Here is a 23,104-nt window from a genome sequence, read left to right on the forward strand (position 1 = left end):
CACTAAGTGCAATGAAATAGATTACAACAAAATAAAAGGTGGGGAAATTATGAGAAAGATTTTATCTTTATCTCTCATTGCTTTGTTGATGTTTGTTATGGTTGCATGCAGCAAGCCTAGCAGCCAAGAGCCGGCAAAAACAGAAGGCGGCGACAAAGAGGGCGGCAAAAAGACAGAAGAAAAAGTAGATTTAACACCTGAAGAAGGGGCAGAATTAGTCCTTTGGGATAACGCGGATTCAGAAGCTGAATGGGCATCTTATGTAGCAGAAGAATTCACAAAGAAATACGATATCCCTGTTGAAGTACAAGAAGTAAACCACGTTGACGCTGCTGGAAAGCTTGAAGTTGACGGACCTGCTGGCCTTGGTGCTGACGTATTCCACGCACCTCATGACCACGTAGGAAACATGGTTAAAGCTGGTCTTATTTATGAAAACGTTTTAGCAGATGAGTACAAAGAAAGCTTCCTGCCTGCTGCAATCAGCGGTACTTCTTACACTGAAGAAGGCGGCGAATCTACTCTTTACGGATTCCCGATGGCAATTGAAACTTATGCACTTTACTACAACAAAGATTTAGTAGACAAGCCTGCAGAAACTTTTGACGAAATTTTCGAGCAATCTAAAGGCTTTGCTGGAGACGGCAAATACGGCTTCATGATGGAGCCTGCAAACTTCTACTTTGCACATGCATTCTTCGCTGGATATGGCGGATACATCTTCGGAAACGAAAACACAGATGCATCTGATCTTGGGATTAACAATGAAGGCGCTGTTGCTTCAGGTGAATTCATGCAGCGCATGAATAAAGAACTTCTTCCATTGAAAAAAGAAGATATTACTGGTGACTTAATCAGTTCTTTCTTTAACGATAATAAATTGATGTACCGCATCTCAGGTCCATGGGATATTAAAAACCATGAAGAAGCAGGCATCAACTTCGGTATTGCTCCGCTTCCTAAATTAGACAACGGCGAAACTCCAAAAAGTTTCTCTGGAATCAAAGCTTACTATGTAAACTCTTACTCTAAATATCCAAAAGCTGCTACTTTGTTAGCACAATTCGCTACAAGCAAAGACATGCTTGAAAAACGCTTTGAAATGACAGGACAGCTTCCTCCTCAAACGGAATTAATTGAAAGCGAAGCTATCCAAAACAACGAAATCGCTTCAGCATTCTTAGAGCAGGCTGAATCAGCACTTCCAATGCCTAACATTCCTGAAATGCAATCTGTATGGGGTCCAATGGAGACAGCTTACACAACAATGTGGAATGATGGCACAGAACCTAAAAAGGCACTTGACGCAGCACTTCAGCAAATTGAAGATGCTATCTCTTCACAAACGAAGTAATAGTCAGTTTGAGCCGATACCTATGGTATTGGCTCAAATTTTATACATTAACCTTTATTGGCAGGCAGCAGCCTCTACCTCTATGCGTATGGGATGCATGGAAAAGAGGTGCAGGCTAACTGCCCGTAAATGGGGACAGCAAAGGGACAATGGGGTAAAAAACAAAATCAATTTTCTCAAGTGACACTACTTTCAAACAACGTGAGGAGGCCTGACATAATGCGCGGACCAGCTAGAATAGGTGCATTACTATCATTTTTATTAATGGGGCTTGGACAAATTTACCACCGTCAATATCTTAAAGGAATTTTATTTATTCTTTTAGAAGTTTACCTTCTGGTATTCTGGTCTTTGCCTTTCAGATATGCAATGTGGGGCTTAACAACACTTGGCGACACTCCGCAATCAAGAAATGGATTTACAGTCGTACAAGGTGATCACTCCATTTTCTTAATGATCGAAGGAATTATTTTCTTAATATCCTTCCTGCTTTTCTTATGGGTTTACTACTTAAACATTCGTGATGCATATAAAGTAGGAAAAATGCGCGAGCGCGGCATTAAGCCAAACACAGCAAAAGAAACACTTACTAATGTATGGGAAAACGGTTTTCCTTACATCCTTTTAACACCATCGATTCTATTTACAATGTTTTTAACAATTCTTCCTCTGTTATTTGGAGTCATGATCGCATTCACAAACTATTCCGGTCCAAATCATCTGCCGCCAAAGGCTTTGGTTGACTGGGTAGGATTTGATACTTTCTTAAACCTTTTCCAATTAAAAACATGGAGCACAACGTTCTACGGAGTTTTTGGCTGGACGGTTGTATGGGCGATTTTATCAACAGCGACTACATTCTTCCTGGGGTTGATCTTTGCTGTACTGATCAATCATAAAGGCATTAAGCTTAAGCGCTTATGGCGCAGCATCTATATTCTGCCATGGGCTATTCCTCAATTTGTCAGTATTTTAATCATGAGAAATATCTTCAACGGTGAATTTGGACCGCTGAATCAATATTTAAAAGCACTTGGACTTGAGGCTATTCCATGGCTGTCTGATCCGATGTGGGCAAAAGTAACGCTTGTAACAGTTAACATGTGGTTTGGATTCCCGTTCTGGATGGTTCTTATGAGCGGTGTTATGACTACGATTGATAAAGAAATGTTTGAAGCGGCAGATGTTGACGGGGCAACGCCTTGGAGCAAGTTCTGGAAGATTACAATGCCGATCGTTATGTTCTCAACAGCTCCGCTCCTAATCATGAGCTTTGCAGGCAACTTCAATAACTTCAACATTATTTACCTATTAACTCAAGGTAATCCTGTTAACGTGAATTACAGCTATGCGGGATCAACGGATATCCTTATCAGCTGGATTTACAAAATGACGCTTGAACAAAGTCAATTTGCTACCGCTTCTGTTGTATCGATCTTGATCTTTATCGTAGTAGCAACTCTTTCTATCTGGAATTTCAGAAAAACAAAAGCATTTAAGGAAGAGGATATGATGTCATGATGAATAAAAAATTAACTGATAAACTCGTCGTTGGCTTTATATACGCCATTTTAATCATAACAGCGATTCTTGTTCTTTATCCTGTTTATTTCATCCTGATCGGATCATTAAATCCAGGAGATTCATTGTTTGCAACTAAACTGATTCCTGAAGCATTAACTCTTGATCACTATCGTTATTTGTTTGAAGAAACAAAATATCTGACATGGTATCAAAATACGTTCAAAATTGCCTTTTTTAACATGCTGATTTCAACATTCCTTGTAGTAACTGCAGCATATGCTTTTTCGCGCTTCCGTTTTCCGGGCCGCAAACAGGGATTGATGGCGATGCTTGTTCTGCAAATGTTCCCGAGCTTCATGGGGATGATTGCGATTTACATTTTACTTCTTCAAATCGGCTTATTAGACAATCACTGGGGCCTTATCTTAGTGTATGCAGGCGGATCGATTCCTTTTGGAGCATGGCTTGTAAAAGGGTACTTTGACGGCCTTCCAAGAAGTTTGGAAGAAGCAGCTAAAATGGACGGTGCCAGTCATACTACGATTTTCTTTAAAATTATGATGCCATTGTCAAAACCTATCTTAGTATTTATTGCTGTTAATAACTTTATCGGACCTTGGATGGACTTCATTTTTGCCCGTCTGATTCTCCGTTCAAACGAGAACAAAACACTTGCAGTTGGTCTATTTGAATTCGTTACAGGCAGAACGAGCACTCAATTTACTACTTTTGCAGCCGGAGCGGTTTTAGTAGCTGTTCCAATAACGATTCTGTTCTTGATCTTCCAAAAGTACATTGTTGAAGGATTGACAGCCGGAGCGAATAAAGGGTAAAATTCGGAAATCGATTTCATATTGAAATAAAAGACATAGTTTAATAGTCTTATACGTAAAGCTGTCTGGAATCCGCACTAATGGAGACGGGGCAGCTATTACGCAGTAAGGGGGGCTGAGGGATGTATAAACGTATATTTCAAGTACTGATCATCCCTTTTTTCCTTCTCTCAGGTTTTTCAGTAAACACTGTTCGGGCACAAGAGAAGGAAGAACGATCGTGGCAAGATGAAAGTATGTATTTTATTATGATTGACCGTTTCAATAATGGAGATACAAGCAACGATTTTGAAGCAAATCCTAAAAATCCGAAGGCATATCATGGCGGTGATCTCCAGGGAATTATCGATAAACTGGATTACATTCAGGAAATGGGGTTCACATCTATTTGGCTGACTCCGGTCTTTGATAATGAAGAAGGCGGATATCACGGATATTGGATTCGTGATTTTAAAAACGTTGATGAGAACTTCGGAACACTTGACGATTTTAAGACGCTTGTAAAAGAAGCGCATAAACGAGATTTGAAGGTCATGCTTGATTTTGTCGTCAATCATACTGGCTATAAGCATCCATGGCTGAATGATCCGGAAAAGAATGACTGGTTCCATGAAAAAAAGGACATTGCCAACTGGCAAAATCAAGAGGAAGTAGAAAATGGCTGGCTGTTTGGATTGCCTGATTTAAACACCGAAAATCCTGAAACGAAAGCCTATTTAATGGATGCTGCCAAATGGTGGATTACCGAGACAGACATCGACGGATATCGCCTGGATACTGTTCGTCATGTACCAAAAGCCTTTTGGGAGGAATTTTCAAAAGAAGTAAAATCAGTAAAGAAAGATTTCTTTCTGATGGGAGAGGTATGGGATAAAGATCCGCGCTACGTAGCGGGTTATACGGAATCAGGACTAGATTCTGTGGTTGATTATCCTTTTTATGAAGATGCTTCCAATGTGTTTTCAAAAGCAGGAGGCTCAACAGGCATGCTTGCCAACGTGTTTAAGCGCAATCAAGTTCTTTATAAGGATCCTTATCTATTAGGAAATTTTATTGATAATCATGATAATGAACGATTTACAAGGAAAGCTATTACAAATAATCAAAATCCGGTTACCCGGCTGAAAATGGCATTGACGTACATGTATTCTGCACCTGGTATGCCGATTGTGTATTATGGGACAGAGATTGCGATGGATGGCGGCAATGATCCGGACAATCGCCGGATGATGAACTTCCGTGCCAATGATGATCTCATCAAGTATGTGTCAAAGCTTGGGAAAATCCGCTCTGAATTTCCATCTTTAAGACGCGGTGACCTGGATGTTTTATATGATGAAAAAGGAATGACCATTCTTAAAAGATCCTATAAGAACGAGGTAACTGTTATTGCCCTAAATAACTCCGCTGAATCAAGAAATGCTATTGTCCCTGCAAAAGCTCTTGATGAAAATAAAGAATTGCTCGGGTTGCTCACAGGCGATATAACGGAAGAAAAGAATGGAGAGTATGAATTTATTCTCGACCGTGAAACTGCTGAGATCTTTGAGGTTGGGGAAAAAACAGGCCCAAACTTTCCGCTGATCAGTGTATTCGTGGCAGTTCCAGCAGTATTTGCGGGATTCTTATATATGAACAGAAGAAAGAAGCAAGCATAATGCAAGTGTTCCAAAGGGAATGATCTAAGTCCCTTTGGTTATAAAGTCTTTAAACTGAATGCGTTTACAAAATTGGCTATTTTAATAAAATATGTTAAATTAGACTTTTCAATTTGGAGAAAAAACGGCTCCAAACAAGTTGAAAGTAAGAGAGGGATGGGATTGTGGCAACAATAAAAGATGTCGCAAGGTTAGCAAATGTAGCTCCATCAACTGTTTCGAGAGTGATTGCTAATAACCCGCGTATAAGTGAGAAAACAAAAGAAAGAGTAAGAGAAGCAATGACTGAGCTTGGATATCATCCTAATTTCATTGCCAGAAGTCTTGCAAATCAATCAACTCAGGCAATTGGAATTGTGATTCCAGGTTCTGCTGACAAAGCGTTTTTAAATCCCTTCTTCCCAGAAGTCATTCGCGGCATCAGTAAAGGAGCCCACCAGAAACATTATGCCCTGCATATGTCAACTGGTGAAACCGATGCAGAAATTATGGAAGGTGTCGTGCAGATGGTTGAAGGAAAACGGGTCGACGGCATTGTTCTCTTATATTCACAAGTAGATGATAAACTGACTAAATATCTTCTTTTGAAAAATTTCCCGTTTGTAATCGTTGGAAAACCATTTAAGGACGTTGAGTTAATCACACACGTAGACAACGATAATTACCGGGCTGCAAAAGAAGTAACAGAACATCTGATAGAACTTGGACACGAACGAGTTGCATTTATTGGCGGTAATCTCAAGCTGGTGGTAACCGTTGAACGCCTTTTAGGCTATGAAAAGGCCATACGCAATGCAGGTTTGGAATACCGCGATGACTATATTGTACATGCTCAATTTCTTAAAGAAGGCGGACAGGCTGCGGTTCAGGAATTGTTTAAATTGAATGAGCCGCCAACTGCACTTGTCGTAGCCGATGATCTGATGGCACTCGGAGTGCTGAACATGCTTGATGACATGGGCATCAATGTTCCTAATGATGTCTCTGTTGTATCGTTTAATAACGTAATGCTGTCAGAAGTTTCAAGACCGCCGCTTACGACTGTGGATATTAATATTTTTCAATTAGGCTATGAAGCTGCCAAGCATGTGATCCAGCTGGTTGAAGATCCACTGGACCCGATAAAACGGATTATCATTCCTCATAAATTGATGAAGCGTCAATCCTGTATAGAATATCACTCAAAGAAAAAACTGCACCAGGAATAATGGTTAGAGGCTGCCCGGAAAATTTCAGGCGGCTTTTTTCTTTTATCGGATGACGGGAACTAATTTCAATCATTCCCAAACTGCATTTAGTTGGAAGTGAATTTTTATTAGCGGAAATGTTGAATTATTTAGCCAAAGACGGTAATTTTTTATCCAAGCCCTCATTTATAAACATTTTGTATCATTAATATGGAACATTTCGCAGGAAATGAAGTAAATTCGTCAGCCGCAGCCGACAAAAAAATCTTCAAAGCTAACATCCTGAATAAAAACAGACAGCATGCAAAGGCATGATGTCTGCTCTTATCATTCCGGTCATTTCTCCGGCAATAATGTCAATTTCTCTCCCGCATGCTCAGGCTGTATATCCGTCACATGATAAGTACCGTTTACCCAATCCTGAAGCTGATCCTGATACCAGCTGCTTCTGACATGACCTGACTGGCCCGGTCCGACAATGTGATGTCCTTTGGCGAGGTCTGCTGCATCAATGACAAACCTCCAAGAAGCGCCGTGGTCCACAATTCCCTCTTCATTGTAATTTGCTGCGCCCACCGTAATTTGGCTGCCGCCGACAGGCACTGGTTTCTCATGATTAAACAGCCATTTTAAAACTGGGGAGGCATTTGAGAGAGGGTGTCCGAAATAAAGCTGATGATAGTCACCCCATTTCCATGCCTTAGGGTTATCCCCGTATTCTTCTTTAAGAGAAACTACCACATTCTCAAAAGAAGTGAGCAATACTTGATCAAGGCCGCCCTTATCTGAGAACCACTCAGATTCATCGCCGTTAAATGCACGTCTAAGGAGTTCATCAACGATTCCCTGTTTTCCTTCAAATAAGTCATCCATTTCATTTGGTACAGCATCCTTAAAAAGGGTGAGCGGAATTTCTTTCATCAGCAAGTGAAAGAGAAGAGGAGCTGCCAAGTCTTTATCATCTGTCATATTCCATTTTGAAAGCAAATTCACAGAAGCTTTTTCGGCCTTATTCAGATCACCCGCTCTAATCCTTTCAAGAATAAAAGGCAAAAATTCTTCGGCATATAAATTCCGCTGATCCATCTGCAGTTTTTTCATATCATTTAAAGTGAACTTTTCTTCTTTCTCTAAAACCTCTTTTATCCTCATATACCGATAAGGCTGGGCCCAATGATGACTGAGATGGTAAGGGTAAGAATCATCAATCACCTTATTGTTTGCCGTAGCAACAAACCCTTCTTCGGGATTGACCGAACGGGGAAGCTCGTCATAGGGGATGAATCCTTCCCATTCATATTCATCTGTCCAGCCCGGTACAGGAATCATGCCGTCTCCTTTTTTCCTGATTGGAATTTTCCCGTTGGCTTTATAGGCAATCGTTCCGTCTGCCCCGGCAAAAACAAAATTTTGCGTTGGAACGTGAAAATCTTCAAGTGCCTGTTCGAATTCGTTCCAATCTTTAGCTTTGTTCATTGAGAGCACTGCCTGGAATTCTGTTGACGGCATAAGGGCTGTCCATTTCATTGAGAGTGCTGTATTCTGTTTTTTATCAAATGCAAATTCAGACATAATCGGACCGTGTCTTGTTTCAATAACCTCATATTCAAGTGTCTTTTCATCCTTAACCGCAATTGGCTCTTTAAACACTTTCGCATCTTCCCATTTGTTGTTATATAAAAATTGGTGCGGATTAACCGGATTTCGTTTTTCAATATATAAATCCTGTACATCTGGTCCTGTATTTGTCACCCCCCAGGCAATATGATCATTGTGTCCAAGAATAATTCCCGGGACCCCGGCAAAGACAACGCCGCTGACATTCATGCTGTCACTTTGCAGATGCATCTGATACCAAATCGACGGTGTGGCGAGTGAAAGATGGGGATCATCTGCAAGCAGCGGCTTTCCGCTTTCGCTTTTTTCACCGCTTACAACCCAGTTGTTGCTTCCGTTAAATTCAGGTGGAATAACGGCACTTGCAAAACTTTTTTCCAAGTTCATATCCACTTCCTCATAAGCGGACAGAATTTCAGGTGCATCCTTTGGATAGGAAGGGAATAAGTCATATGCTTTCTCTTTTGAAAACGTACCTAAAGCCCAGTAGCGAAACGCCTGCCCGGACCAGTGACCGCCTAAATCAAAAGCCATGTATTTACCGATTGTAAGTGAATCGATTGGTGTCCATTCTGCCGGCTCATATTTCAGCAGTTTAAATTCAAGAGGCAGCGTACCTTCTGCTTTTGCTTCTTTCATAAAAACATTTACACCGTCTGCAAACCACTGCATAGCATCTCTGGAGGATTGATCATACTCAGGATATGAAGCTTCAGCTGCCCTTCTTAAGCCCAGCGTTCTGAAAAACTTGTCCTTATCAATAGTGGCCGCGCCTACCACTTCACTCAGCATTCCTGATGCCTGTCTCCTGCTTAAATCCATCTGGAAGAGGCGATCCTGAGCCTGTACATATCCCTGCGCGATGTATAAATCCTTTTCAGATTGCGCGGTAATATGCGGAACTCCATTTTTATCCCTGGTTACTTCAACTGCATTGGTCATTCCGCTTACAATTACTTCTCCCTTTAGTTGGGGAAGACTTTTCTCAATGAAAAGGTTTACAAAAATAAATGCACTTATTAATAGAAAGAGAAGTGCACCAAGTCCAATCCATAAACTCCTTCGCCGCTTAGGTTCAAATCTTCGTTCAGCCTTTGCCTCCATGATTCTCACACTCCAAATATCAGTTAAGTGAATATATTACACTCTGTTCGTGAAAATCCTGTATGCTAAAAAAATTTTGAACTAATCCTCTTTTTTCGGAGGAAAACGTATCATTCAATCTTTTTTAAATCCATATATATAACCAACTGACAATAGAAAATAGGTGGATTCATAATGAAAAAGATTTTACTGTTTGCAGATCCCGGCATTGATGATTCTTTAGCTATTATCTATGCTTTATTAAGCCCCGAGATTGAGCTGTTAGGCATTGTTACAAGTTATGGAAATGTAACGAAACAGCAGGCAACGGAAAACGCAGCATATCTGCTTAAGCTCGCAGGAAGAGAAGATATTCCAGTGATAGAGGGGGCGACCTTTCCTTTGAGCGGCGAGGTTTCGGTCTATTATCCTGAAATACATGGAGAAGAAGGACTGGGCCCGATTAGACCTCCAAAGGGATTGAATGTAGTTGTGAGGGATTTTAGTTATATTTTCGATATCATTAAACAAAACAAAGATATCACCATAGTTGATACCGGCAGAACTACCTCTCTGTCTAATGCATTTAATTTAAAACTTGAATTGATGAAAGAAATCAAAGAAATCTATTTAATGGGAGGTGCTTTTTTTGTACCGGGAAATGTAACCCCTCTTGCAGAAGCAAATTTTTATGGAGATCCAATAGCAGTTAATGTTGTCTTAGACTATGCAAACGAAGTCTATATCACACCTTTAAACGTCACCAACCGAGCTATTGTTACAAGAGAAATTGCTAATTATATTTATTCAATAGCCTCAAATCCTTTCAAAGAGCTTATTCCGTCCATAACAAACTATTATGCAGATGCTTATGCTAAACTGAGGCCTGGAGGGAGAGGGGCCTCTATCCATGACGTGTTTACGCTTTACTATATGCTGAATAAAGACAAGATTTATTCTGTTACTAAAGATGTAGAGGTATCTGTCTTAGAAACGGCAAGAGGACTCAGCTATGCTGATTTTCGCACTAATCAGATGCAGCCAGGTGCAAGGCATACCATTGCCCTTAATTTTCAGTATCAGGACTTCCTGGCTGATTTTATTAAAGTTATGTCTTCACCGCTTAGGTAAGCAAATTGTATGCTCTGATAACCTGCATATTGTACTTGGTGTGCAGGTTTTTTTATTAGAAAAAAACGGCTTACAAACTATATAAAACAAAGTATATTTAAAGAGAAGAAATTTACATTCTGAATAATCTGGCGAGGGGTAAAAATGAAGATTTCATACATAGAAGAAATGCTGAAAAAACATGACTATTCTGCTGCAATCCGTCACTTTTTAGAAGGATACAGGGAAGTCGCGGAGGAGAATAAGCTTACGCGTTTCCGCGGTTTCATCCGGTCATTCCTGGATGAAAGCCAACTAAAATACTTGCTTCAAGTTTTAGATGCATCATTAATGGACCAGCTAAGCGGTATCATTATAAGAGACAGTTACCGCAGATTAAAATCTCCTCAAACGGCTCTATGGTATTGCGAGCAGCTGATTGATGAGAACAAGCTGATTGAGGCAGAAGAACTTTTAAAGGAATTAGAAGAGCAGGAACTACCCGGTGAACTGAGGGAAAAGCTTTATTTTACAATGGCAAGTGCACTTATTGGGATGCGGCGATTAAAGGCTGCCGAGGCTTATCTGAAGAAGTGCGAATCTGCAGCAGGTGATCCGATGGATACACGCTGGGCGTACTTTTATTTGCAGACCGGAGAATGGGACAAGGCTGTTTCATACTTAGAAGCAGGTACAAAAGATAAAAAAGATGGTGTGATCGCTTATTTGCTGCTTGTTCAGCATTATGCCATTCAAGGCGAAGCCGGAAAGTCACAGACTCTATTGGAAGAAGGACTATTACTTTATCCAGCCTATCCAAAACTGATCCTTGAAAAAATTAGACTTAGCTATAAACAGAAGCGCTGGACGGAGATGGAGAAAGCAATCTCAGACTTAAATCAGCTGGCTCCTTTTCATGAATATAAAAGAATGGCAGAGTATTACACGGCTGATTCCTTATATGACCAGAAAGAATTTGAGAAACTTCAAGCATTTTTGGCAGAGCATAGTGAATTTAAAAAAGAATCCCATTATAAAAATTTTACTGGCCGAACGGACGATGCTGCTAAAATGCTGAACTTTAAGCCGGTTGTACAAAAATATAATTATTGTGTCCCGGCATGTGCCGAAATGATTTTCAGCATGTACAGCAAATCATATAAACAGGATGAAATCGCAGACTTTGTTTATTCAGTTTCAGGTTCAAAACTCTCCAAAATGATCGAGTATTTTGAAGAAAAAGAGTTTGCAGGCAAATACTTTTTTGGAAATCCCGACGTTTTCAAAACCCTGATTGACCAAAATACGGCTGTTATGATTAATATCGACTTTCCAACGACATCCCATGTTCAATTTCTTGCGGGCTACGATGACAATTTACAAGTCTTCCACGTTCAGGATCCTAATCTCAGAGACACACATGAAGTGATGTATGAGGACCTTGAACGGGAGTATGGGAACAACGGAGCTTTGTCATTAGCTATTCTTCCTGAAAATGAAACTGCAAAATTGGAGGTTTTGTCTGACAATGAACACGAATTAGCAATCAAACTCTTTTCATTGACCGAGATCTCTCACGGGCAGCTGAGTGATTCTGAACAATCCTTTTTAAAAGAAAATCTTCACAATATGGCTGTCTCTGCCTATATCATTAAATATCTTCCTGATTTAGTAGCAGAAGAGATTTTGGATGCAGCGGCAAAGCATGTTTTTGAGCATTCGAAGGAGTCAGAATACCGCAGCCTCTCTGCAGCCATGGCGTATTTCAGCGTAAAAAACAATGACCGCGCAGTGGAATACTTGGAACAAATTCCTTTTAGGCATAACCTTGCTGCTTATTGGTATGCAAAAGGCAGATTATGCTATAACAAGGATGACTATGACAGTGCTTTTACGGCATTTACTGAAGCCTTGAAATTTGAACCGGATGACCATATTCTTTGGGGCTATCTTGCTCTGACTGAACTAAATAGAGACCGTGTAAAGGAAGCTTTGAGATATTCGGAGATTGCGATGGATATTAATGAGGAAGATGGGTTTTCACAAATCAACCATGGAATTATTCTAATGGATATGAACGAGCATGAAAAAGCGAGAAACCTCTTCCACACTTTCTTGAAAAGAGAAAAGCAGGACGGGTATGTATGGTTTCAGCGGGCGTTGTGCGATAAAGAATTAGGCAGATACCATCTTGCAAGGAGAGGATTTCAGACTGCTATTGCACTGGAGCCGGAAACACCGCTTGGATATAAAGAGCTTGCAGGGCTTTATGAATTTGTATATGAGGATGTTCCTGCAGCGAAAGAGATACTTGAGCAGGGGATTAAAGCTGCTGAAGATAAACAGATGCTGATCCATGAAGCGGGAGATTTATTTGAGCGTGCCGGAGAATTTGATCAAGCAAGGCGATTCTATCAACAGGCAGCTGAGCTGAACCCGAAAGATGTGTATGCTCGTATTTCCCTTGCAGCTCTTTATAAAGACGAAGGTAAAACAGATCAATTTTTCAAGACCATTCACCTTGATTTTGAACAATTTCAAAAGGACAGTGAATTTCTAATCAATGCCGGAAAGCTTATGTTTGCTGCTAGTGTTGAAATGGAAGAAAAGGATTCATATATGGACCTGGCACTTTCTTATGTAGAAAAAGGAGTTTTATATGCAGATTCAAATATAGGGGAAGCCGTTGAGATTTATGTTGATCTGGTGTCTGAAACGCCATATTCACGCCGAGGGGTGGAGTTTTTAGAAAGCTTGAAAGAAGGAAAAAAAGACGAATTTTTTCTTATCAGCTATATCGGCTGTTTATATGAGTCTCAGGGTCTTTTGGATAAAGCAAAGCAGTATTTAAAGCAGGCTATTTCCTTAAATAATGATGATGTTCTTCCGTTTTACCGGCTTGGGGAGATCGCCTTAAAACAAGAAAATTTTGTTGAGGCAGAAAAACAGTACAAACGGGTGCTCGCGCTTGATCCTGCACATGAGCAGGCGATGCTGGATCTCGCTTCCATAGCAAATGCCAGAGAGGACAGGGAAGCAGAAAAAGAATACCTGATGTCTGCATTTAAACTCGATCCATATTGCATTTCTGCAGAAGCAGTCCTTGGAGTACTGGAGTCTGAGCAGGAAGTTGAAGCGTTTAAAGCTCTTCTGATGAGCGTGAAAGTTGAGAAAGCTTTCCTCTATGATACTCTTGCCTATATACACGGAAAGCTTGGAAATCTGAAAGAAGAGGAAGAAAACTTGATTAAAGCGTTTGAACTTGCGCCATCCCAATTCCAGATCCTGCATCATCAAGTCAAACTCTGGATAAAGCAGGGAAAAACGAAACAAGCAAAATCCCAGCTTCACACGCTGCTTATGGAAAACAAAGAGAATAAAATTCTTTATGATACATGGATTGAATTGATGCTGAGCACAAAGTCCATGCATAAAATTGAGACTGAAATTAAAAAAATGAAGCTTTCCAATAAAGAGAAAAGCGTAGTCTTTATGAATGCAGCAGCTGCATATGAACGTCAAATGCAATCCATGCGTGATGCCTGCGAAGAAATGGAAGAACAAAAAGGATGGCTGAAGAGGTTCACGAATTTTTCAAAGATGAGTCTGAAATTCGGTATGGTAATTGGACTATATGAAGAGGCGATGAAGCATGACCGTGAAAATGTAACAGCCGTTATGTGGTACGTCGATTTTCATTTAGAGGCAGGATTAGCAGAGGATGCCATTAAAATTCTGGAACAGTGGCTCCGCTATCAGTGGGAGCCTGATGTTGCCTCCAGGCTTGCTGTTCTTTATGTAAATGAATTTGAAAATGTTCCAGAGAAAAAAGCAGTTAAGTATTTGTCAGGAGCATGCAGCCTAATTGAAACGCTGCTTGAAGAAAACGAGGATCCAGACTATCTCATTTTGCTTGGAATGGCTTTACTTGAACTTGGCGAATATGAAGAATCAGAAAAAGCTCTCATGCGTGCATTAGAAATTGAGCCTGCTGTGGAAAAAGGATACTTTCACCTGGCTAGAGTCTATGAAGCTATAGATAAATACAGCAAAGCAGAAGAGGCAATCCGGCAAGCAATCGCTGTAAATCCAGACGATCATGACAACTATAATCAGCTCGGCCTGATTTATAGACATCAAAATAAACTAAAACCGGCACTAGAAGCAGTTGAGAAAGCTATTTCAATGGAGCCGGAGGATTTAATCAATTTATATAACAGGGCTTGTTATCTTTCAGCTTTGGGCAGATACAAAGAATCTGGCGAGCAGCTTGAATCTCTATACGAGCTTGATGAAACATTTATTTTCACTGAGATGGCAGAGGAAGACGAAGATTTAGAACCGTTGAAGGAAGCGGGATATTTTCCAATGAATCCGCTTCTGAAGAGATAATAATGAATGAGATGGACATTGTCGGCGAAGGCTCTACAGCCATTATATATTCTTATGGAAAAGATAAGGCTGTGAAGATTTATAGAGTTCATTCACCTGATATTCACTGTGAATTTCAAGTGAACAGCTACTTGAATCAGCATTCCGGAAGCTTATGAGCTTGTGGCTTTTGGAACTGCCTTTAGCTGCAGCCAGACTTTCAGTGCCAACTCCGCAACATGAAATGCAACAGCTGCCTGTAATCATAAGACCACACTTGAAAAAGTAAGCAAAACGGTTAATAATAAAGTGTATCTTCAAATAAACTTAAAAAAATAGACAGTAAACGGCACAATTTTCTGTTAAAATAAGAAAATATACGCCCTTTGATGCGGCAAAAAATCTATAGTATTTACAGCAAAGGAGTTTTTTAGATGGAAAAAGTTTTAATCTTTGGTCATAAAAATCCCGATACAGATACAATTTGCTCTGCAATTGCGTATGCTGATCTTAAAACAAAACTAGGATTAAATGCTGAACCGGTGCGCTTAGGTGAAATCAACGGTGAAACTCAATTCGCATTAAATGCATTTGGAATCGAAACTCCCCGCCTTGTAGAAACGGTGGCAAATGAAGTAAGCGGGGTTATTTTAGTTGATCATAACGAGCGTCAGCAAAGTGTAAGTGACATTGATGATGTCCGAGTACTTGAAGTTATTGACCATCATCGCATTGCCAATTTTGAGACAAGCGATCCATTGTACTATCGTGCAGAGCCAGTTGGCTGCACAGCTACCATTTTAAACAAAATGTACAAAGAAAATGGCGTAAGCATTTCTAAAGAAATTGCTGGATTGATGCTTTCTGCCATTATTTCAGATTCTTTATTATTTAAATCTCCTACATGTACAGAGCAAGATATTGCAGCAGCCCGCGAATTAGCGGAAATTGCAGGCGTTGATCCGGAGGTCTACGGCCTTGATATGCTTAAAGCAGGTGCAGACTTAAGCGACAAAACAGTAGCTGAGCTGATTTCACTTGATGCTAAGGAATTTTCTATGGGTAACTATAAAGTAGAAATAGCGCAAGTAAACGCTGTAGATCCAAACGATGTATTAATTCATAAAGAAGAAATTGAAGCATTGATTTCTGCTGTTATCGCTGAAAAAGAATTGGATTTATTCATCTTCGTTGTAACAGACATTTTAATTAATGATTCCGTAGCATTGGCTCTTGGACGCGAAACACGTGCTGTAGAACAGGCATATGATGTAAAGCTTGTGGATAACACAGCTGTTTTAAAAGGTGTCGTTTCCCGCAAAAAACAAATCGTGCCAGTCATTACAGACATTTTAACAAGTACACAAGTTTAATATGAAAACGCATGGATTCTAATCAATTCATGCGTTTTTTCTATATGGAAAATCAGAAACGGCTTACCTATAAGGCAAGCCGTTCATTTGTTATTAGCAGCAGCCGTGGCCGCCGTAGTCAGCTCCGCCGACAAAAGAAGCACCGATGATGATCAATAAAATAAACAATACGATAATTAACGCGAAACCGTTATTGTAGCCGCCGCCGCAATTTCCATCTTTACTCATTAAAAATTCCTCCTAATTTTAAATCGAGATGATGAGCATTTTCATGACTCAAAGTTAAGGTATGCCAGATAAAGAATTATGTTAGCCTATTTATGGTTTAGTCAAAAGCTTCAATATGTATAAAAAAAAGACCGGCAATCCAATTGCCGGCCAAAAAACATGACTACTTATTAAATAAGCTTTTAACGCCGTGAAAGATTAGAACAAAAGAAAAAACTAAAATTGCTAAAACGCCCACGACAGTTGTGAAAGGCTCAATGCTTGCCAAGAATGTACCTGCTAACGGCATTTCAACTAAAGCAAAGCCGGCAAGAATAGCAGCTAAGAATAAGAAGATTAATCGATCCATGATTTTCCCCCCTTCCTAGTACATTATATGTAAACGCTTCCAAAAAAGTATTAGTCATTCACACATTTTATAGAGGGGGAAAATAAAATTTCAAACAAAAAAACGCCTGAATCTTCAAACTCAGGCGTTCCTGAAACTAGGTTTATCCGTTAATGATTTTTCCGCCATTTACGTGAATCATCTGACCCGTTATATAAGTAGAATCGTTGCTGGCAAGGAAAACGTAGCTTGGAGCAAGTTCATCAGGCTGGCCGGGACGCCCCATAGGAGTGTCAGCCCCAAATTCCGAAACTTTTTTTGCATCAAAGGTAGATGGAATGAGAGGGGTCCAAATTGGGCCAGGGGCCACTCCGTTTACCCTTATACCTTTTTTTACAAGGGACATGGAAAGAGATCTTGTAAATGTTGTAATTGCACCTTTCGTTGATGAATAATCAATCAGCTGCTCATTGCCCGCATATGCTGTAATGGAGGACGTATTGATTATACTGCTTCCTTTTTTCAGATGAGGAAGTGCTGCTTTCACCATATAAAAAAAGGAGAAGATATTCGTTTTGAACGTCCGTTCGAGCTGTTCTTTTGATATCTCTTCAATTCCTGCCTGAGGATGCTGCTCTGCGGCATTATTTACAAGGATATCGAGTTTTCCAAGCTGATTGATGGTTTCTGAAACAATTTGTCCGCAAAAAGATTCTTCGCCTATATCTCCCGGCATAAGAATACATCTTCGGCCTTCTTGTTCAATAAGCCGTTTCGTTTCATTTGCATCCTCATGCTCGTCTAAGTAAGAAATGACGACATCTGCGCCCTCCTTTGCGTAATGGATTGCAACTGCCCGTCCAATTCCTGAATCTCCTCCTGTAATAATAGCCACTTTATCAAGCAGCTTCTCACTGCCCTTATATTGAAGTGCATCAAATTCAGGCAGAGGGTTCATTAAGTTCTCATGTCCCGGCTGTACATCCTGATGCTGTGCTGGCATTGTTTTTTTGCTTTGATTATCTTGACTCATCCAAATCCCTCCATGGTTTAATCATGATTAGTATGGTGAAAAGTATGTTGAATATGTAGCTGTTCTTTAGAATATATTCCCTGAATAAATGAGATGAAACGTAAAAATCCCCATAAAAAAAGAACTAAAACCTAAGTTTTAGTTCAATACATTGAAATATCTTGCTTCTGGATGGGCAACAACGAGTGCCGTTACTGACGCTTCCGGCTCCATCATGAAGCCTTCAGTCAGGTTCACGCCGATATCTTCCGGAGATATGAGGTCAAATAATTTAGCCTGGTCATCCAGATTCGGACAGGCCGGGTATCCGAAAGAAAAACGCTGACCCTGATATTTCGCAGAAAAGCGCTGATCCATAGTAAAATCCGGAGGATCAGGAAAGCCCCACTGGTCACGGATCAGCTGGTGAGTCCGTTCTGCAAGGCCTTCGGCAAGCTCAAGTGCCAGTGCCTGTACAACATGGCTCTTTAAATAATCTCCCTGCTCTTTAAAACGGTTGGCAATTTCCCTTACTTTTTTTCCGGCGGTTACCGCAAAGAAGGAGACATAATCTCTTTGTTTGTTCTCATCTTTTGGACGGATATAATCAGATATGCAGCGGTGCGGCAGCTTTGATTGCCTTGGGAATTCAAATGTCTGCAAGGTTTTTTCCGTTTCGGGATCCAGAATATGAAGCATATTGCCATCTGACTCTGCAGGGAAAAATTGATAAACGGCTGCAGGCTGGAACCATTTTTCCGCGTAGCCCTGTTTAAGAAGCTCATCTATTGTTTCTTTTAAGGCAACAGCTTTCGGATCTTTATTTTTAAGCATTTCCTTTACTTTTCCTTTTAGGCCAAGATGATGGCCAATCAGCATCTGCATGTTAATGTAAGGAATCAGATGTGACAGTTCGATATCTTTAATAATATGCCGCCTGCAATCCTCTGGCACAAAATAAGGAGAGGGAGTGAGTGCAGCCCTTTTTTCCAGCAGCTCTATTACTGCCGGAATTGCTTTCTTTTCAGCAGATCTTTCAGGAACGGCTTCTTTTTTCTTAAATTGTGTAGGATCTATTCTGATTCTGTTTGCAAGGGACAGTCCATCCATTGCATCCTTGGCGTAAATGACAGGTCCGCCGTACTGTGGAGCAATTTTTCCGTCAGCAAATTTTCTGGATAAGGCAGCACCGCCAACCATGATTGGCACGGAGATTTCAGCTTCTTTTAAATCCTGTGCAGTCAATACCATTTGCTGGGCGGATTTTACGAGAAGACCCGAAAGTCCGACGATATCGGGATTTTCTTTTTTGACAGCCAGAATTAAGTCCTGAGGTGTCACTTTTATGCCTAAGTCTACAACCTTGTAGCCATTGTTGCTCAAGATGATATCGACTAGATTTTTGCCGATATCATGAACGTCTCCTTTTACCGTAGCAAGCAGAATTTTGCCTTTCCCGCTGTCATCCTTTTTTTCCATGTGTGGCTCTAAAAAGGAGACGGATGCTTTCATGACTTCTGCGCTTTGCAGCACTTCGGCAACAATAAGCTGGTTTGTATTAAACAGCTCTCCTACCTCAGCCATGCCTTTCATAAGTGGACCGTTTATTATATCCAGCGGTGTTGCGTACTCTTTTAAGGCAATCTCAAGATCTGCAAGCAGTCCTTCTTTCGTACCCTCGACCACATATTGAGCAAGGCGTTCTTCTAGAGGAAGAGACTGAACCGGTTTTTTTACGGTTTTCTTTTTGCCTCTGTAGTGATTTGTAAAGGCAGCCAATGTTTCGTCATTCGTATTGAAAAGAAGAGTTTCTGACATTTCAATTTCTTCTTTTGGAATCGATGCAAATCGTTCGAGTTTCTCCGTATTGACGATTGCATAATCAAGTCCTGCCTGAGTGCAATGATACAAATAAACGGCGTTCAGTACTTCGCGTCCAACAGGCGGAAGGCCGAAGGATACATTGCTGACTCCAAGGATTGTCAGGCATTCCGGCAAGCGTTCTTTAATTAAACGGATGCCCTTTATCGTTTCTTCTGCCGAGCCGATATATTGCGCGTCTCCTGTTCCGACAGGGAATACGAGCGGATCAAAGATGATATCTGATGGATTTAACCCGTATTTTTGAGTCAGCAGCTCGAAGGAACGGACTGCGATATCAAGCTTTTGCTCAGCAGTCAGCGCCATTCCTTTTTCATCAATCGTTCCAACAACAACAGCTGCCCCGTATTTGTGAATGAGCGGGACGACTGCTTCAAATCTCTCTTCACCGTCTTCTAAGTTGATGGAATTGATGATCACTTTCCCTTGAGAATAGGAAAGTGCCTTTTCAATGACTAACTCATCCGTTGAATCTATGACAAGAGGTGCCTTTACTTTTTTCGTAATCTCTTTTATGAAGGCTTCCATATCTTCTACTTCTTCGCGGTCAGGATCAGCCAGACAAATATCGATTACATGGGCGCCATTCTTAACTTGAGCTCGGGCAATTTCAGCTGCTTCTTCAAATTTCCCCTCCGCTATTAGTCGTTTAAACTTTCTGGAGCCAATTACATTTGTCCGTTCTCCGACGAAGAGAGGCCGCATGGAATCATCATAAATAAGCGGCTCGATGCCAGAAACAGTATGAGCCGGATCACGTTCCGGAACGGAGCGGGGCTCGAGTTCACCTACAGCATCAGCAATGGCGGTAATATGTGCAGGTGTAGTCCCGCAGCAGCCTCCGACAATGTTCAGCCAGCCCTGTTCTGCAAATCCTTTTACTTTCTGAGCAAGAGAACGGGGAGATTCATGATAATTTCCTTCCTCATCAGGCAGGCCGGCATTAGGATAGCAGCTGACAGCTGTATGGGCCATGCCTGATAGCGTCCGGATGTGGTCGGTCATGAATTCTGGCCCTGTTGCACAGTTTAGACCTACAGATAAAGGCTTCATGTGCTCAAGCGAGATGAAAAAGGCTTCGATATCCTGGCCGGCAAGCGTCGTTCCCATAGGTTCAATTGTCCCTGATATCATCAGCGGAATTTCTTTGCCTGCTTGTTCAAAGGCGCGTTTAATGCCGAGAAAGCCTGCTTTCACATTTAATAAGTCCTGGCTCGTTTCAAGAAGAAGCAAATCAGCTCCGCCTGCAAGCAGGCCGAGTGTCTGTTCTTCGTAATTTTGAATAAGCTCTTCAAACGTTGCTCCGCCTGTAACAGAAAGTGTTTTTGTCGTAGGGCCCATTGAGCCCGCAACATAACGCGGCCAGTCAGGAGTTGAATATTTTTCAGCTGCCTTTTTGGCGATCTCCGCCGCTTTTTTATTTAACTCAAAAGCGAGGTGACCGAGATTATATTCATCAAGAACAATCTTGGTAGCGCCAAATGTGTTGGTTTCAATAATATCTGCTTTAGCGTCCAGGTAAGCATCATGAATGGATTCGATGACTTCTGGTGCAGTAATCGTTAAATACTCATTGCAGCCCTCGTATTCTTCTCCGCCGAAATCATCTGCAGAAAGATTTGCATCCTGTATCATGGTGCCCATCGCTCCGTCCAGAACGAGGATTTTTTTCTCAAGCTGCTTTTTTATATCAGACATGCGTAATCTTCCTTTCATTGACCTCAATTTGTTTCTTGTGAATGTAATTTGTCAGTTCAACGGTTAATTCATAGTTTAAAAATGGTGTAATTAAGTAGATTCCATTAAATAAGTCAAAGGCAGCATCGATCAGTCTTTTAGAAATCGCCAATCCTTCCTGATAGGCTTTCTCCCGATTGTCGCCTGCCCGGGCCATTCTTTCACGAATACTGTCAGAAAGAGTAATGCCCGGAATTTCGTTATGGATAAATTCTGCATTGCGGCTGCTTGTGAGCGGCATAATGCCGATATAAATCGGAACGGTTAAGTGCTTCGTTTCCTCATAAACATCAATCAGCTGTTTTTCTGAGTAAATTGGCTGTGAAATGAAATAATCTGCACCGCAGGCAATTTTCTTCTCCAGTCTTTTTACCGCTTTATCTAGATATTTAACATTGGGATTAAACGCAGCGGCAACTGAAAAATTGGTTTTTTCCCCAAGAGGTTTTCCTGAATAAGAAAGACCATCGTTAAATTGTTTAATTAAGCTGATCAAATCAAATGATGAAAGATCATAAACGGAAGTAGCTCCCGGAAAATCCCCGATTTTTGATGGATCGCCCGTAATCGCCAGCACATCCGTAAGTCCCAGCGTATGAAGACCCATTAAATGAGATTGAAGGCCAATTAAGTTGCGGTCGCGGCATGTAATATGAATTAAGGACCTGAGTCCAAGTGTTTGCTGAACGATGGACCCTACAGCCACATTGCTTATTCTCGGTGATGCAAGTGAGTTGTCTGCAAGTGTTAAGGCATCGATTCCAGCAGCTTGCAGTGCTTTTGCACCTTTTATAAATTTGTCCAGCCCAAGCTTTTTAGGAGGATCGAGTTCTACAATCAGAGAGCGCTTTTTATTGACTATTTCCGGCAGGGGAGGGTACTTTCTTTCCGCTGCAGACGTGACAGAAATCTCTTTCTTTCTTATTTTAACTTTCTTTTCTGTAACTGGAGGGAGTCCTTTAAGCGCTGCTGCCATTGCTTCGATGTGGATTGGGGTTGTGCCGCAGCAGCCTCCAATTAGTCTTGCTCCCTGATTTCTGAAGGCTAGAGCGCTTTCTGCAAAATATTTTTCTCCAGAGCCATAGACAAGTCTTCCTTCTTCAAGAGTAGGCAAGCTGCTGTTGGGATAAACAGATAAGAACGCTCTTTCCGGGAGCGGAATTTCTTCAAGTGATGAAAGCATATGGTAAGGACCAAGTCTGCAATTCAGACCGACAACGTCAGCACCAAGGGCCTCAAGCTGAGAAAGGCCTTCTTGCAGGGGTGTTCCATCCTGCAAGACTCCAATTTCGTGAAGGGAGATGTTTGTAATAATCGGGATATTCGTTTCTTTTCTGGCGATCTCTAATACGGTTTTAATTTCTTCAAGATCATAATAGGTTTCAAGCAGCAGACCGCTTACCTCTTCACTGAGCATAAGGTAAAGCTGTTCTCTGAAATTTCGTTTAATGTCCTCAAGGGAATAGGCATTTTTCTTGAAAGCACGGATGCCGCCTATTGTTCCAAGAACATAGGTGTTATTGCCGGCTGCTGCTTTTTTAGCAATCTGAACGGCAGTACGGTTAATTGCTCTCACTTCATCTTCAAGTCCATATCTTGATAGTTTAATATAGTTTGCACCGTAAGTATTTGTCTGAATGACATCTGCACCGGCTGCAATATACGCCTTATGAACATTTAATATTTCATCAGGCTTCGATAAATTCAATTCTTCAAAACACCTGTCAACTCCGTGTGAGTAAAGCAATGTTCCCATTGCTCCGTCGCCAATCAGGATCTTCTTCTGTAAATCGTTTAAAAGTGTCAAA

At 41.0% G+C, this 23,104-nt stretch carries 15 protein-coding genes; 9 read left to right on the forward strand and 6 right to left on the reverse strand.

Annotated elements, in window-relative coordinates:
* Positions 1 to 49: 49 nt before the first annotated feature.
* The 5 genes from K8L98_RS05610 (at position 50) to K8L98_RS05630 (ending at position 6,577) form a co-directional block, all read left to right on the forward strand.
* Positions 50 to 1,354, forward strand: a complete 1,305-nt coding sequence (locus tag K8L98_RS05610) for a sugar ABC transporter substrate-binding protein (RefSeq protein ID WP_223440309.1) — start codon at positions 50 to 52, stop codon at positions 1,352 to 1,354.
* 219 nt (positions 1,355 to 1,573) lie between these two features.
* Complete coding sequence (locus K8L98_RS05615; RefSeq protein ID WP_223440310.1) at positions 1,574 to 2,875, forward strand: carbohydrate ABC transporter permease; 1,302 nt, start codon at positions 1,574 to 1,576, stop codon at positions 2,873 to 2,875.
* Positions 2,875 to 3,711 (forward strand): sugar ABC transporter permease, encoded by an 837-nt coding sequence (locus K8L98_RS05620; protein ID WP_223443203.1) that lies wholly within the window; start codon positions 2,875 to 2,877, stop codon positions 3,709 to 3,711. Before K8L98_RS05615 ends, K8L98_RS05620 begins: the two co-directional genes overlap by 1 nt.
* A 122-nt stretch (positions 3,712 to 3,833) precedes the next feature.
* Positions 3,834 to 5,369, forward strand: coding sequence for an alpha-amylase family glycosyl hydrolase (locus K8L98_RS05625; protein WP_223440313.1), 1,536 nt, complete (start codon positions 3,834 to 3,836; stop codon positions 5,367 to 5,369).
* A 161-nt stretch (positions 5,370 to 5,530) separates the two neighbouring features.
* Positions 5,531 to 6,577, forward strand: coding sequence for a LacI family DNA-binding transcriptional regulator (locus K8L98_RS05630; protein WP_223443206.1), 1,047 nt, complete (start codon positions 5,531 to 5,533; stop codon positions 6,575 to 6,577).
* 315 nt (positions 6,578 to 6,892) lie between these two features.
* On the opposite strand, the gene K8L98_RS05635 is transcribed toward K8L98_RS05630, so the two are convergent.
* Positions 6,893 to 9,277 (reverse strand): penicillin acylase family protein, encoded by a 2,385-nt coding sequence (locus K8L98_RS05635; protein ID WP_223440315.1) that lies wholly within the window; start codon positions 9,275 to 9,277, stop codon positions 6,893 to 6,895.
* Positions 9,278 to 9,451: 174 nt separating this feature from the next.
* Here K8L98_RS05635 and K8L98_RS05640 point away from each other — a divergent pair, with 174 nt between their 5' ends.
* From K8L98_RS05640 to K8L98_RS05655, 4 genes are all read left to right on the forward strand, one after another.
* On the forward strand, positions 9,452 to 10,387 hold the full coding sequence (locus K8L98_RS05640; protein ID WP_223440316.1) for a nucleoside hydrolase: 936 nt from the start codon (positions 9,452 to 9,454) through the stop codon (positions 10,385 to 10,387).
* A 144-nt stretch (positions 10,388 to 10,531) separates the two neighbouring features.
* Complete coding sequence (locus K8L98_RS05645) at positions 10,532 to 14,758, forward strand: tetratricopeptide repeat protein (RefSeq protein WP_223440317.1); 4,227 nt, start codon at positions 10,532 to 10,534, stop codon at positions 14,756 to 14,758.
* A gap of 2 nt (positions 14,759 to 14,760) precedes the next feature.
* Positions 14,761 to 14,916, forward strand: coding sequence for a hypothetical protein (locus K8L98_RS05650; protein ID WP_223440318.1), 156 nt, complete (start codon positions 14,761 to 14,763; stop codon positions 14,914 to 14,916).
* Between the two features lie 255 nt (positions 14,917 to 15,171).
* Positions 15,172 to 16,110, forward strand: coding sequence for a manganese-dependent inorganic pyrophosphatase (locus K8L98_RS05655; RefSeq protein WP_223440319.1), 939 nt, complete (start codon positions 15,172 to 15,174; stop codon positions 16,108 to 16,110).
* A 93-nt stretch (positions 16,111 to 16,203) separates the two neighbouring features.
* Here K8L98_RS05655 and K8L98_RS05660 read toward each other — a convergent pair whose 3' ends face one another.
* From K8L98_RS05660 to K8L98_RS05680, 5 genes are all read right to left on the reverse strand, one after another.
* Positions 16,204 to 16,338 carry a YjcZ family sporulation protein gene (locus K8L98_RS05660; protein ID WP_223440320.1) on the reverse strand — a complete coding sequence of 45 codons (135 nt, stop codon included), beginning with the start codon at positions 16,336 to 16,338 and terminating at the stop codon, positions 16,204 to 16,206.
* A 163-nt stretch (positions 16,339 to 16,501) separates the two neighbouring features.
* Positions 16,502 to 16,687 carry a hypothetical protein gene (locus K8L98_RS05665; RefSeq protein ID WP_223440321.1) on the reverse strand — a complete coding sequence of 62 codons (186 nt, stop codon included), beginning with the start codon at positions 16,685 to 16,687 and terminating at the stop codon, positions 16,502 to 16,504.
* 142 nt (positions 16,688 to 16,829) lie between these two features.
* Entirely contained in the window at positions 16,830 to 17,699 is an 870-nt protein-coding gene (locus tag K8L98_RS05670; protein WP_223440323.1) for an SDR family oxidoreductase, read from the reverse strand.
* Between the two features lie 138 nt (positions 17,700 to 17,837).
* Positions 17,838 to 21,257 carry a methionine synthase gene (gene metH, locus K8L98_RS05675; protein ID WP_223440325.1) on the reverse strand — a complete coding sequence of 1,140 codons (3,420 nt, stop codon included), beginning with the start codon at positions 21,255 to 21,257 and terminating at the stop codon, positions 17,838 to 17,840.
* On the reverse strand, positions 21,250 to 23,103 hold the full coding sequence (locus K8L98_RS05680) for a bifunctional homocysteine S-methyltransferase/methylenetetrahydrofolate reductase (RefSeq protein ID WP_223440327.1): 1,854 nt from the start codon (positions 23,101 to 23,103) through the stop codon (positions 21,250 to 21,252). Before K8L98_RS05680 ends, metH begins: the two co-directional genes overlap by 8 nt.
* Between the last annotated feature and the right edge of the window lies 1 nt (position 23,104).

It is taken from the genome of Metabacillus dongyingensis (assembly GCF_019933155.2).
Lineage (GTDB): Bacteria > Bacillota > Bacilli > Bacillales > Bacillaceae > Bacillus_P > Bacillus_P dongyingensis.

Excerpts from the sequence above, each read along its gene's own strand:
- K8L98_RS05670 (WP_223440323.1), bottom strand. The coding sequence starts at position 17,699 with ATGAGTCAAGATAATCAAAGCAAAAAAACAATGCCAGCACAGCATCAG.
- K8L98_RS05620 (WP_223443203.1), top strand. The coding sequence starts at position 2,875 with ATGAATAAAAAATTAACTGATAAACTCGTCGTTGGCTTTATATACGCC.
- K8L98_RS05665 (WP_223440321.1), bottom strand. The coding sequence starts at position 16,687 with ATGGATCGATTAATCTTCTTATTCTTAGCTGCTATTCTTGCCGGCTTT.
- K8L98_RS05660 (WP_223440320.1), bottom strand. The coding sequence starts at position 16,338 with ATGAGTAAAGATGGAAATTGCGGCGGCGGCTACAATAACGGTTTCGCG.
- K8L98_RS05645 (WP_223440317.1), top strand. The coding sequence starts at position 10,532 with ATGAAGATTTCATACATAGAAGAAATGCTGAAAAAACATGACTATTCT.
- K8L98_RS05615 (WP_223440310.1), top strand. The coding sequence starts at position 1,574 with ATGCGCGGACCAGCTAGAATAGGTGCATTACTATCATTTTTATTAATG.
- K8L98_RS05655 (WP_223440319.1), top strand. The coding sequence starts at position 15,172 with ATGGAAAAAGTTTTAATCTTTGGTCATAAAAATCCCGATACAGATACA.
- metH (WP_223440325.1), bottom strand. The coding sequence starts at position 21,257 with ATGTCTGATATAAAAAAGCAGCTTGAGAAAAAAATCCTCGTTCTGGAC.
- K8L98_RS05625 (WP_223440313.1), top strand. The coding sequence starts at position 3,834 with ATGTATAAACGTATATTTCAAGTACTGATCATCCCTTTTTTCCTTCTC.
- K8L98_RS05650 (WP_223440318.1), top strand. The coding sequence starts at position 14,761 with ATGAATGAGATGGACATTGTCGGCGAAGGCTCTACAGCCATTATATAT.
- K8L98_RS05640 (WP_223440316.1), top strand. The coding sequence starts at position 9,452 with ATGAAAAAGATTTTACTGTTTGCAGATCCCGGCATTGATGATTCTTTA.
- K8L98_RS05610 (WP_223440309.1), top strand. The coding sequence starts at position 50 with ATGAGAAAGATTTTATCTTTATCTCTCATTGCTTTGTTGATGTTTGTT.
- K8L98_RS05635 (WP_223440315.1), bottom strand. The coding sequence starts at position 9,277 with ATGGAGGCAAAGGCTGAACGAAGATTTGAACCTAAGCGGCGAAGGAGT.